11 protein-coding genes are annotated in these 13,260 nt (G+C 42.0%); 3 read left to right on the forward strand and 8 right to left on the reverse strand.

The features are described from left to right. Positions 1 to 62: 62 nt before the first annotated feature. The 5 genes from NCY30_RS11540 to pepT form a co-directional block, all read right to left on the reverse strand. Complete coding sequence (locus tag NCY30_RS11540; protein ID WP_250818755.1) at positions 63 to 932, reverse strand: LysR family transcriptional regulator; 870 nt, start codon at positions 930 to 932, stop codon at positions 63 to 65. Further along, a complete protein-coding gene (locus NCY30_RS11545; RefSeq protein ID WP_130096201.1) occupies positions 913 to 1,113 on the reverse strand; it encodes a hypothetical protein in 201 nt (66 codons plus the stop codon). Before NCY30_RS11545 ends, NCY30_RS11540 begins: the two co-directional genes overlap by 20 nt. A gap of 310 nt (positions 1,114 to 1,423) precedes the next feature. Next, the gene (locus NCY30_RS11550) at positions 1,424 to 2,116 is read right to left on the reverse strand and encodes a GntR family transcriptional regulator (protein WP_173788368.1); all 693 of its coding nucleotides are present in this window, start codon (positions 2,114 to 2,116) and stop codon (positions 1,424 to 1,426) included. Positions 2,117 to 2,146: 30 nt separating this feature from the next. Continuing rightward, on the reverse strand, positions 2,147 to 3,466 hold the full coding sequence (locus NCY30_RS11555; RefSeq protein WP_022416020.1) for a M18 family aminopeptidase: 1,320 nt from the start codon (positions 3,464 to 3,466) through the stop codon (positions 2,147 to 2,149). Positions 3,467 to 3,595: 129 nt separating this feature from the next. Then, positions 3,596 to 4,813: a peptidase T gene (gene pepT / locus NCY30_RS11560; protein ID WP_250818756.1), complete on the reverse strand. Its 1,218-nt coding sequence runs from the start codon at positions 4,811 to 4,813 to the stop codon at positions 3,596 to 3,598. A gap of 227 nt (positions 4,814 to 5,040) precedes the next feature. Between pepT and yfcE the strand changes: the two genes are divergently transcribed. Both yfcE and NCY30_RS11570 read left to right on the forward strand, forming a co-directional pair. Further along, positions 5,041 to 5,574, forward strand: coding sequence for a phosphodiesterase (gene yfcE / locus NCY30_RS11565; protein WP_022416022.1), 534 nt, complete (start codon positions 5,041 to 5,043; stop codon positions 5,572 to 5,574). A 419-nt stretch (positions 5,575 to 5,993) separates the two neighbouring features. Then, entirely contained in the window at positions 5,994 to 7,196 is a 1,203-nt protein-coding gene (locus NCY30_RS11570) for an IS110 family transposase (RefSeq protein WP_173784866.1), read from the forward strand. 385 nt (positions 7,197 to 7,581) lie between these two features. On the opposite strand, the gene NCY30_RS11575 is transcribed toward NCY30_RS11570, so the two are convergent. From NCY30_RS11575 to recQ, 3 genes are all read right to left on the reverse strand, one after another. Further along, positions 7,582 to 10,026 (reverse strand): cation-translocating P-type ATPase, encoded by a 2,445-nt coding sequence (locus tag NCY30_RS11575; protein WP_250818757.1) that lies wholly within the window; start codon positions 10,024 to 10,026, stop codon positions 7,582 to 7,584. 169 nt (positions 10,027 to 10,195) lie between these two features. Continuing rightward, positions 10,196 to 10,852 (reverse strand): ribonuclease H1 domain-containing protein, encoded by a 657-nt coding sequence (locus tag NCY30_RS11580; RefSeq protein ID WP_006428390.1) that lies wholly within the window; start codon positions 10,850 to 10,852, stop codon positions 10,196 to 10,198. Between the two features lie 5 nt (positions 10,853 to 10,857). Beyond that, on the reverse strand, positions 10,858 to 12,732 hold the full coding sequence (gene recQ, locus NCY30_RS11585) for a DNA helicase RecQ (protein WP_250818758.1): 1,875 nt from the start codon (positions 12,730 to 12,732) through the stop codon (positions 10,858 to 10,860). Positions 12,733 to 13,011: 279 nt separating this feature from the next. Between recQ and NCY30_RS11590 the strand changes: the two genes are divergently transcribed. Then, positions 13,012 to 13,248 carry a hypothetical protein gene (locus NCY30_RS11590; RefSeq protein ID WP_006428386.1) on the forward strand — a complete coding sequence of 79 codons (237 nt, stop codon included), beginning with the start codon at positions 13,012 to 13,014 and terminating at the stop codon, positions 13,246 to 13,248. Positions 13,249 to 13,260 lie beyond the last annotated feature (12 nt).

Genomic DNA, 13,260 nt, shown 5'->3' on the forward strand with positions numbered 1-13,260 from the left:
GTTTTCTCCTTTAAAATTGCCGAAAAAATTATCGATCGTTTTTCACGATCGATAATTTTTTCTTATGAGTTCACTACATTTTTAATTTCTTCCAGAATCTCTTTTACTTTCTTTTTGTTTCTTTTTTTTCTGTAGAATGCTTTGATCACGCACTCTCCTTCATATCCCGGAAGCAGCAGCATATCTCCATCACTATAGGAGAAATACTGACTGTCTGCCAGTGCATATCCGTCGTTAAATTCTACCTTTAATTTCATGGTATCCACATTGTCAACCAATTCTATTCCTTGTGTAAGCAACTGCGGATCATTCTTTTGTCCATTCATCATACTGCATAAATATGACTTTGTTCCATATCTGGTATAACGCTCAAGATCCTTTGCTTTAAACTCCGGCTGCTCATTTATCGATGATTCATGTCCGATATATGCCCCGATCCGGCTGGATATCAACGGCTTTTCTCCTATTTCCTCCGGCCGCTCCAACTCATTCAGTCCGTATCCGATATAAATATCCAATGTATTTTCTCTCAACATCCGACTGCCTATGTAGGAATCCAGTTTACTGAAACGGAAGTCTGCTTCAGAATGTTTATCATTAATCATCTTCTGCATCTTTGCCCAGAACAATTTATTTATAGAACTATCAATTCCGATACGGACCACGCTGCTTTCTTTATATCTTTCTATCTCATGCAGCATCCGTTCGTACGTCTGCACCATCTCCCTGGCATATTCATAGACAATCTCGCCTAATTCTGTCAGGCAGATCTCACCATTGCCTCTCTCCAGCAGAGTCCCTCCCGCCATTTTTTCCAAAGAGGCGATCTGCTGACTTACTGCCGTCTGTGTTACATAATTTCTTGCTCCGGCCTTTGTAAAACTCTTGAGTTCCACTACATCCAAAAAATATTTATATTTCCAAAGACTCATTTCGCATACTTCCTTCCGATGACTGCTTCAGCTGATATATTTTTCTACTCTTCTCCCTCGGCCAGAGTACACTTGCTTTTACCGAAGCATCTGCTCCGACTCCACGGGTAATTTCACATAATGCCATCACACCAAATGCCAGTCCGACAAACAGAAATCCAAGTTCTACTTTTTTGAACATATTCATATCTCCCTATGGACGTTCTGCAAGCTTTAATATCTTTTGTCGACAATCGTCAATGTTTGAATGTAATATATCATATTTTTGTATATTTTTCAACATATTATTTGTATTTTATATCTCTTTTTGTGTTTTATGCACAACATCTGTCATTTTAAAACCTGCCGCATGCTAAAAAGATCGTTACAGGCATCTCCTTACAACACATGACAAAAAAAGAAATGCCTGTGTCATTACACCAACATCTCTCTTTTTCATCCATCATTCATTTTCCCGGAATCATGCTCTCCAAGATTCCTCTACAACTTCTTTATGAAATCAGAAAGTCCAGTGAAAACTTCGTGTCTGCTTCCGTCATTCCCTGCTCTTTTAAAAGTCTGTGGATCGTAGCCATATAATGATCCGACAATACCCTGCAGATTTCTTCTTTTTTCCTGCTCTTGCATGCTTCCAGCAGTTCTTTATGTATCGGATATTGTCGTGTGATCACTGCTTTTTTGTCCGATGCCAGATTATAACCCGTTACGATATTCCCATAATTCAGACTTTTCCATGCCTTATACAGACTTTTCATTCCGGTCATTCTGATCAGACAGCTGTGGAACTTATTATCATATGAAAACAGCTGATCATATTCGTCCACATTCAGATTCTTCATGCGTTCCAGGATTTCTTCCATTTCCTGCAGCGTTTCTTCCGGTATCTTTCCTCCCAGAAGACGCACTGCCATAATCTCATAATTCGCACGCATCAGATAGATTTCAAATGATTCTTCGAATGTGATCTCTTTCACGGAACATCCGGCATTTCTTACATATTCTACCAGACCTTCGTTCTCCAGTTCGCGCAGTGCCTCTCTGATCGGCGCACGGCTGGTCTTGAATTCCTTTGCGAGTTCCTGTTCGACAATCTTCTGCCCCGGCTGCAATTCCCTGTTAATGATCCGTTTTCTTATAATATCTACAATTCTTTCACGTAATGTCTTGTATCCTAATTCTGTCATAACTTCTGTTATCCTGTTTTATTTTTCTAACTACTGGTTAATCTGATAATTTCCATCCGAATCAGCCTGGATATGCGATGCATAAAATGTCTCTACCGCTTTCACCATATACTCCGTGTCCTTTACACCGGCCGTCTCATAGGCCGAGTGCATGGCAAGCTGCGGTAATCCAATATCCACTGTATTCATGGACACCTGCGTCATCGCAATATTCCCCAATGTACTTCCCCCGGCTTCATCCGAACGATTAGCAAAATACTGTAATGGTACGCCTGCTTTTTCGCAGATCATCCTGAATACTGCCACACTGACCGCATCACTCGTATATTTCTGTCCGGCATGTGATTTGATCACAATGCCGTCATTCATATAGACGCAGTTTGTCGCATCCGTCTTCTGCCTGTAATTCGGGTGTACCGCATGGGCATTGTCACAGCTCAGCATAAAGCTTCCTGCTACTGCACGGTAGAATTCCTCTTCGTTCTTTCCAAGTGCTTTGTTCATCCGCCACAATACATCATAAAGAAATGTAGATGCAGCTCCCTGTTTTGTTCCCGAACCCACTTCTTCGTTATCAAAACAGGCATAGACATTGATATTCTGTTCATTTTCCGCTGCCAGGAATCCTTTCATAGATGTAAATGCACACTGCAGATCATCCAGTCTCGGACACCCGATAAATTCACGGTTGCTTCCCCATCTGACCGCTCCCATACGGTTATACAAGAACAGATCCATGCCATAGATATCCGTATCTTTTAATCCCAATTCTTCTGCAACTAAGGATCTTACCTCTCCTTGTTCTTTCACGCTTCCCGATAATACCGGTAACATATCAATCTGTTTATTAACAGCTCTTCCTTCATTCACTTTCCGGTCCATATGAATTGCAAGACTCGGAATCATCAGAAGATCTCTGTCCACCTTCACAAGTCTGGTTTCGATTCTTTCCCCATTCTTAACCATAACTCTTCCGGCCAGTGACAATGGTCTATCGAACCATGTCTGGCAGATCATACCGCCGTAACCTTCGGTATTCAGTACCGTATATTTCTTTGCGACCTCAATCTCCGCATTTTCTTTCAGTTTAAATGCCGGCGAATCACTGTGTGATGCTGTCACATGGAAACTGTAGTTGTCCAGTTCTTTTCCGGCTTTTACTGCAATGATACTGGAATTATTTCTTGTTACATAGTATCTTTTCCCAGGTTTGACCTTCCACTTTTCTGACTCTTTTAATTCTTCGAATCCTTCCTGCTTCAGGATCTCTTTTAATTCTGCAACCGCATGAAATGCTGTCGGTGCATGTTCTATAAATGTTGTCAGTTCTGATATGATATTTGTTTCCATTATATTCCTCTTCATCTTCCGTTTTGTTCCGTTCCTGTCTGACAAATGTAAACGGTTCTTTACTGTACTTCCCCATAATACAGCAGATCGTCATTACAAACAAGCACCAACCGCCAAAGAAATCCCTGTTTATTTTGCAAACATACCAACGATATCTTTTACCATCGCAACAGCTTTATCCATTCCTTCTACCGTAATATGCTCATACACCCCGTGGAATGCATATCCACCGGTTCCAAGATTCGGACAAGGAAGTCCTTTAAAACTTAATCTTGCACCGTCTGTTCCCCCGCGGATCGGCGCAACATCTGGAACGATATCCGCATTTTCTGCGGCCTTCTTTGCATATTCAATGAGCTGCATGCATGGTTCGATCTTCTCACGCATATTGTAATAGGATTCTACGATCTCAATTTCAACCGTTCCTGCTCCATACTTTTCATTCAGACTGTCTGCGATCTCCTGCATTTTTGCCGCTCTTGCATGGAATCCTTCTGTATCAAAGTCACGGATAAAGTACTTCATCTTTGTCTCTGTAACATTTCCATGAAAGCTTACCAGGTGATAGAATCCTTCGTACCCTTCCGTTGTCTCCGGTCTTTCTGATACCGGCAGCATCTGGTGGAATTCTGTTCCAATCGTCTGCGAATTCACCAGTACATCTTTTGCAGTTCCTGTATGTACACTGACACCATGAATTGTAATAAGTGCTGTAGATGCATTAAAGTTCTCGTACTGGATCTCACCTTCTGCACTTCCGTCCAGTGTATATCCATAATCCGCACCGAATCCTTCTACATCGAAATGCTTTGCTCCCCTTGCGATCTCTTCATCCGGTGTGAATCCGATACAGATCTTTCCATGTGGAAGTCCTTCTTTCAGAATCTCATCTACGACAGTCAGCACTTCTGCAATTCCGGCTTTGTCATCCGCGCCCAGAAGTGTTGTTCCGTCTGTCGTGATCAATGTCCGTCCCTTTAAATCTGCCAGATATGGAAATTCTTCTACTTTGATCGTCTTTCCGCTTGTTCCAAGTACTACGTCTTTGCCATCGTAATTCTCGATGATCTGCGGATGAATATTATCTCCCGGCGCATCCGGTGCTGTATCCATATGCGCGATCAGTCCCAGTGCAGGTGCATTTTCACATCCCAGTGTTGCAGGAACAGATCCGTATACATATCCTTTCTCATCCACTCTCGCATCTTCAATTCCCAGTTCTTTCATCTCTTCCACCAGTAACTCTGCAAGTACCAGTTCCCTGTCTGCCGATGGAACCGTCTCGCTCGTCTCATCACTTGTCGTCCATACAGACACATACTTTAAAAATCTTTCGTAAGCTTTCATCTTACTTCCTCGCTTTCTGCATTTCTTAACTTTATTGTAAATCATTCTTTTATAAATGTATAATGGTGAATGTCGACAATTTAATGTTCTTAATTTTGTTATATTTTTCCCGGGATTTATGTTAAAATTCTTTTAGGTGCTCTGATATCAGATCTCCTGATATTCATTCTGATATTAGATGCTCTGACAACAGATACTTATATAATATCAAAGTGAGGTATATACATATGAAATTAATGATTGCATCCGATATCCACGGCTCTGCTTACTACTGCCGTAAAATGCTTGACGCTTACAAACGTGAAGGTGCTGACCGCCTTCTTCTTCTCGGAGACATCCTTTATCACGGTCCGCGTAATGACCTGCCAAAGGATTACAATCCAAAGGAAGTCATTGCCATGTTAAATCCTATGAAACAGGAGCTGCTCTGTGTCCGTGGTAACTGCGACACGGAAGTAGACCAGATGGTACTGGAATTTCCGATTCTTGCCGACTACTGCTTCCTTGAAATTGACGGGCGCACCATCTTCGCTTCTCACGGACATCATCACAATCCAAAGAATCCTCCGATGTTGAAAAAAGGAGATATTCTTCTGAATGGTCATACACACATTCCTGCAAATGAAGATATGGGGGATTTTATCTATATGAATCCAGGTTCTGTATCAATTCCTAAGGAAGGTTCTGCTCATGGATATATGATCTGCGAGGGCGGCGAATTCACCTGGAAGGATCTGGAAGGAAATGTTGTTGGGATTTAATTTATTAACTGGGAAGCGGCCTCTCAGTCCTTGAAGGAAACAATAGATAAGGATTATTGTTTCCTTCAAGTCGTGACTGGCAGCGAATGTTAATAAATAAAATGCCCGGAAGTGTACCCCAGCGGAAGCCACAACCGTTACGCAATTGCCATTTAGTACCATAAAAGTGTAGTTGTTAGAGAGGAATTAACTCTAACATCTACACTTATTTTATTATAATAAGGGAAGTAGTTGGTATGACATATTGCCATTAGGATTTTCACATCCGTGAATGAAACCGTCAGCCATCCCCTTATTATAAACATTCATTTAAGCAGGTTGAAACTCGCAGGAGCTTTCGCGTAACGAACTAAACTGAATCATAATAAGTGTAGATGGGATAAACAACTGCAATTCTATAAAAAGAAAAGGAGTATATTATGATCAGCGTAGGAATTGATGTATCAAAAGGGAAAAGTACAGTATGTATTTTGAAACCATATGGAGAGATTGTTAGTAAGCCTTTCAATATTACCCATACCCATAAGGATTTAAGCGAATTATCTTCCATGCTTTTCAGACTAAATGATGAAGTCAAAATCGTTATGGAAGCAACCGGAATTTATCATCTTCCAATTCTTACATATTTACAGGAAAAAGGATTTTTTGTTTCTGTAATTAATCCGTATCTTATGAAAAGTTATCGTAACGAAAGTCTGCGAAAAGCCAAAACCGACAAGATTGATTCCCGTATCATTGCTAATTATGGAATTGATCATTGGTTTAAAATGAAAGAATTTCAAATTTCTGGAGTGATTTATGAAGAGTTGAAGTTGCTTGGACAGCAATATCGGCATTATATGAAGCTTCATCTTTTATCTCTCGCTGAATTGACCCATCTTTTAGATTTGACCATGCCTGGAATAAAGAATCTTCTTGCAAGTTGGAATGAAACAAATCGGAAAGATAAAAGAAGTGATTTTGTGGAACGTTTTTGGCATTATGATATAATAACATCTATGTCTGAACAGGAATTTACTGAAAAGTATATACTTTGGGCAAAAGAAAAGAAATACGTCCCAAGCCAGGAAAAAGCCAAAGTTATATACACCCTGGCTCAGGAAAGTATTCCCACATTACCTTCAGAAACCTCATCGGTCAAAATGCTGGTGACTGAAGCAGTTCGGGTGCTCAAGGAAGTTGATGCAACCCTTGGTCTAATTTTATCACGGATGCAGGAAATAGCCAAGACTTTGCCAGAATATTCGGTTGTAAGAGAAATGGGTGGAGTGGGAAATACATTAGCCCCAAAGTTAATTGCAGAAATAGGAGATGTTCGCAGATTTCGCAACGGGAAGGCATTGGTTGCATTCGCAGGAATTGATCCACCACCGTATGAATCTGGCCAATTTGTAGGTTGTAATAGGAAAATCTCGAAACGTGGTTCAGCATCATTGCGCAAAGTAGGATACGAAACAATGAGAAGTTTAAAAATGCGTTCCAGACCAGAAGATCCGGTTTACCGATATGTTGTAAAAAAGGAATCAGAAGGTAAAAGTAAAAAATCAGCAAAGATAGCCGGATTAAATAAGTTTTTACGCATTTATTATGCTCGAGTAACCGAACTATATAAAAATATATAATCTTATATAAAATAAATAATTTTTTAGACTGCCAATCAGACAGTCTATTTGTGGTACGCAAATATATTTTGTGACAGAAAATAAAAAAGATAAAAATAATTATTGACTTTTCTTAGCAGGTTTCATTCGTAAGGCATTTGATACCCACGGAATAAAAAGTAGGAAGCCGTTCCAGTGAATGTGAAGAAGGTGTTGGAAATAGTTAAGCGTCAAAATTATGCGTTGGGTTTTCGAAATTTGCCTGTTTGAGCCGAATGGCGAGTTGCAAATTTCGGAAGCCCGTTTTTAGCATAATTTTGACGCTTTAGTATTTCCCACCGACGGAACCTGAACAGGAACGGCTTCCTACTTTTTATGCAGGTCCGGGTAATCATGCCTTCCTGAATTAAATCTCTTCTTCTCTATGCCTTATCTTCCGATATCCTTTCTGCAATCCTTTTACCAGAAGTGTCAGGTATCGCAGTACAGCCTCGGTTGCAATCGAGAATACCACGAATAACATGATACACTTCGTTGACATTCCCGTAATTGCGAATAATTTCGGCAGGAAGATGATACATAAGATACAGCCGGTCAGGCATCCTCCCCAGACTACACCGCGGAAGATATTGACCGGTTTACAGATATTGAACAGGATGATGAATCCTACGATCAGAAGCAACATCGTTGCTGCTGTCGAGATATCTGTAGTATTTACATCAAATGTTTTACCGAATACGACCAGTGCGCCGACCATCAGTACATCGGTCAGGCCTGCCGGCAATGCCTTCAGGAATACATTGGTCAGGAAATGTCCCTGTATTCTTTCTTTATTTGGCTGGAACGCCAGGAAGAATCCCGGTACTCCGATCGTAAACATGCTGATCAGCGATATCTGGGATGGTTCCATCGGATAGGTGATCATCAGCACTACGGAGAATAAGGACAACAGGAAGGAGAAGATATTCTTCACCAGGAACAGACTGGCTGAACGCTGGATGTTATTAACCACCCGTCTTCCTTCCATTACTACCGACGGCATACATGCAAAGTTGGACTCCAGTAATACCACCTGCGAAGCCTGTACTGCCGCGTCACTTCCGGATGCCATGGCTACACTGCAGTCGGCATCTTTCAATGCCAGTACGTCGTTGACACCGTCTCCGGTCATTGCTACTGTCTTGCCCTGGTCTTTAAGAGCGTGTACAAATTTACGTTTCTGATCCGGTGTTACACGTCCGAATACTGTATAATTGGCAACCGCATCTGCAATCTCTGCATCACTGTGAAGAGTCGCTGCATCGACATAACGGTCTGCATTTGCAATTCCGGCTTCTTTTGCCACTTCAGAAACGGTCAGGGGATTATCTCCGGATATAACTTTCACTTCTACACCCTGTTCTGCAAAGTAAGCAAATGTCTCCGGTGCTTCTTTTCGGATTGGATTGGCAAGAAGGACATATCCAAGCGGCGTTACCTTGCCGGTCAGTGCTTTTCCGTCCAGTTCTCCGTCATACGTACCGAATACCAGCACACGGTTTCCTTTTCCTGCATACCCTTCAATCTCTTCTTTATATTTATCAAAATCATCTCTCAGCACGAATTCCGGTGCTCCAAGTACATGCACTTCCTCTTCGTATGTGACGCCACTGTATTTGGTTGCGGATGTAAATGGAGTTACAGACTCAGCCTTTTTTCCTGTTCCTTCTTTAAAATATTCTTTTAACGCCTCCATAGTGATGTTATCACTGCTCATTGCTTTCGCAAAATCACCGAGCATTTTCGGAAGTTCCGGCATTTCATCTTTTTTATAATTGGATGTCGGAACCACATCCTTTACACTCATGTTCGTCTCTGTGATCGTTCCGGTCTTATCAACGCAAAGCACATTAACTCTTGCAAGGGTCTCAATACTCTTCATATCGTGAAGTAAAACCTTCTGTTTTGCCAGACGCATTGCACTGACTGCCATTGCCACACTCGCAAGAAGGTATAACCCTTCCGGAATCATACCGATCACAGCCGCCACCATAGAAGTAATACTGCTTCGGAATGGATCTCCGTTAAAGAAGAAGCTCTGCACGAACAGTATAATTCCGATTGGGATCAATGCGATACCGACAAATTTTACCAGTTTGTCAAGTGAACGGATCATTTCTGACTGCTCACCCTTCTGCATTGCTTTTGCTTCCAATGTCAGTTTGGAAATGTAGGAATCCACACCTACTGCATCCAGTCTTGCATGACATTCTCCTGCCACAATAAAACTTCCCGACATCAGATGATCTCCCGGATTCTTGGTAATCTCATCTGATTCTCCTGTCAAAAGAGATTCATTGACCTGTACACTTCCATGTACCACTTCTGCATCAGCACAGACCTGATTTCCTGCTTTAAAGATTACAATATCATCCAGAACCAGATTCTCCGAATTAACCCGTGAAGTCTTTCCGTCTCTGACCACTGTTGCATGTGGTGCATTTAGCATATTTAATTTTTCCAGTGTCTTTTTAGAACGGATTTCCTGTATGATACCGATCAGTGTATTAAAAATGATGACCGGAAGGAATGTCAGGTTACGGAACGAGCCCACAATTATCAGAAGAATCGCCAGAACCAGAAAGATCAGATTAAAATATGTAAATACATTTTCTTTAATGATCTCTTCCGTTGTCTGCGCCGGTGGATCGACCGATACGTTGCCCCACCCGTCACGCCTGTGTTCTTCTGCCTGCGTCGACGTCAGGCCTTCCTCATAATCCGGCTCGTATCTGGTTGTCGGTGTACGTTCTATTTCATAATCACAGGCTTCTTCCTGCAGTTTTCGTTTTCGCCTGTCGTTTTTTTTCATAGAGTTCCTCCTTATCAGCTGCATTCTACTGTTACATTCTGATTTTATCTATTATTTGTATTTAGTATACACCAGAATATGCCAATATTGTATTAACACTTTATGAATTCTGTATGTATTTTTGCTGAAAATGCAGTTCACATCTTCATGTAAACTGCATCTGCTTCCTCTATATACTCACATTTTCATCCGTACGAAGCAACGCACTTTTCGCAAGCTGATCCGCTTCTTCGTTATAATGATTTCCTGTATGCGCCGCGACTTTACAGAAAGATATCTTTATCTGCTCTGCTGCTTCCTGCATATGTGCCGCATACTTGCTGGTAAGCGGTGTCTTGGCCCGCCACACGCCTGTCACCCATTTTTCCACACCTTCGTAATCATAGCGGATCTCTACTGCCGGATACTCATGCTCTTTCGCCCATTGCACTGCATTCATCGCGCCGAGCATTTCTCCTGCAACGTTCCGGATCTTCACGCCTTCCGGATCACAGCCGCTTCCGGATTTTCTGAATTCTTCTCCGGCCGGTGTCAGGATCACACAGCCAAATGCATATCTTCCGATGCTTTTTTCAAAGCTTCCGTCCACATAGGCAATCACCATATTTTCCGGCACTTCAACAATTCCTGCTGCTTCTTTTTCTTCATCCTTAGATACATTTGCAGTAGTTGACATTTGCAAGAATGCCATGGCTTCTTCCCTGTCTGTAAAGCCTCTGAACTCTGCTCCGGAGTATCCGGACGTCGCTTTCTGACACTCTGCCCAGGTCTCAAATAATCCTGTCTTATGTCCTTTTCTTACTGCATATATTTTCTTTTTTGCCATATCTATTATCCCTTTCTGAGAATTTCTAAGAATCTATCTCCATACTTTTCCAGTTTATGCTCTCCGACACCCGATACTTCCAACATCTCATCCCGTGTCGCCGGACGCATTACACACATACCGGCAAGCGTCTTATCTGCAAATACCATATACGGCGGTACCTTTTCTTCCGATGCAATCTCACGTCTGAGTTCCCGTAAGCTTTCGAATAATTCTGCATCTTTTTCTGTAAGTTCCGCTGCCACTGCGCCTTTTTTACGTCTGTTCTTCTTCTCTTTTGATTCAGATTTCTTTTCTGTCTCTTCTTTCGGAAGCTTCATGACCAGCAGTTCTTCCGTCTCCATAAAAGCTTTCCCTTCCGGAGTCAGACAGATCACCGGATATTGTTCGCCCTTTTCTTCCACATATTCACGGAACTGTAATTCCCTTAATATCTGTCGTAATCTCGGAACCGTCCGCTCACTTAACACTGCATATTCTGGATTCTTATCCAGATTCTTGCCCAGGATCTTCTGACTCTTTCCGCCGTGCACAATATCGATCACCGTCGCTGCCCCGTAATTCCAGTCCAGTGCATCCAGACACCGCAGGATTGTATTCGCCTCCAATGTGATATCTACCTCTTCAAACTGTGTCTGGCAGTTCAGACAGTTTCCGCAATAAGAACTGCTCTTTTCTCCAAAATAATTCAAGATATATTGTCTTAAGCATTCCGACGTAAAGCAGTAAAATGTCATCTGTTTCAACCGTTCCAGATCCCGTTCTTTCACAATTTTGCGCGTCTCTTCATCCAGTTCGCTGTTCTCTTCTCCATTTTCAATAAAGAGACGGTTCGTTCTTACGTCTCTCGGCTCGTAATACAGGATACATTCTGACGGCTCCCCGTCTCTTCCTGCACGTCCGGCCTCCTGATAATAGCTTTCCATATTTTTCGGCATATTATAATGAATGACAAAGCGTACATCCGGCTTATCGATTCCCATTCCGAATGCATTCGTCGCCACCATGATCTGACGCTTTCCATATATGAAGTTCTCCTGATTTTCCTTCCGTTCTTCATCCGATAATCCGGCATGATATCTGGTTACGGAGAACCCTTCATTTCTCAGATCGTAACAGACCTGCTCCACGCTTTTTCTTGTCAGACAGTAAATGATTCCACTGTCACCGGATGTATCACATCCTTTTTCCTTCAGATAACTGACTAATTCCTTATACTTATCCACAGGTTTCTTCACTGCGAAGAAAAGATTTCCACGATCGAACCCGGTTGTTTCCACATACGGGTTCTGAAGCTTTAAGATATCAAGGATGTCTTCTCTTACCTCTGCTGTTGCCGTCGCCGTGTATGCACCGACCACCGGACGGTACGGCAGACGATCCAGAAAATCCAGGATTTTCAAATACCCTGGGCGGAAATCCTGTCCCCACTGTGATACGCAGTGTGCCTCATCTACTGCAACGAAGGATATCTTTACATGCTCAGACAGTGCAAAATCCAGAAAACTTTCTGTCTCCAGACGCTCCGGTGCCACATATATAATCTTGTACCTTCCCTGCTTTGCAAGCTGCAGTGCTTTGTAATACTGTCCTGCAGTCAGAGAACTATTTAAGAAAGCGGCATGGACTCCCATCTGGTTCAGCGTTCCCACCTGATCTTTCATAAGCGAGATCAGCGGCGAGATCACGATTGTAATTCCTTCCATCATAAGTGCAGGCACCTGATAACACACCGACTTTCCTGCTCCGGTCGGCATGATTCCAAGCACATCCCTGCCTCCCAGTACCGCTTTGATCACCGGGATCTGTCCCTCCCGGAAATGGTCATAGCCGTAGTATTGTTTCAGTATCTTTTCCGCTTCTTTGATTGCCTCACTCATTCTGTCCTTGCTCCTTACATTTCGTCTTTTTCTACTCATCACTTTTTTGATCCGCAGATTTTCCCACACCCACTATGTCTTACTATCTTATCACATTTGCCCCTGTCTTTCATCCCATCTTTCATAGACAAATTCTTTTGACTTTCCAAACTTTTTTCAGTATAATTGTTTCAGTTTCTGAATAAACAAAATTATGTCTTAACAATATCAAAGTATTACAACAACAGCAGATTTTTCTATAATCTGTAATATTTACTGAAAATAAAGGAGGATAAACACATGGATTTCCGACAGATCACCATGATGCAAAAGATAAAATCAGGCATGGATCGTTTTCGTGCCAACCATCCAAAATTCCCGCTGTTTTTACGCGCCGTATCACAGGACGCATTAGTAGAGGGATCAATCATCGAGATCAATGTTACTACACCGGAAGGGAAAAATTATTGTACCAATGTCAAGCTGAAAGCCGATGACATGGAACTTTTTGATTCGTTTAAAAATATGCAGGGTTAATTTTCCCTGCAT

The organism is Dorea sp. MB18-49 (assembly GCF_023669465.1).
In the GTDB taxonomy this organism is placed as follows: domain Bacteria; phylum Bacillota; class Clostridia; order Lachnospirales; family Lachnospiraceae; genus Dorea_A; species Dorea_A longicatena.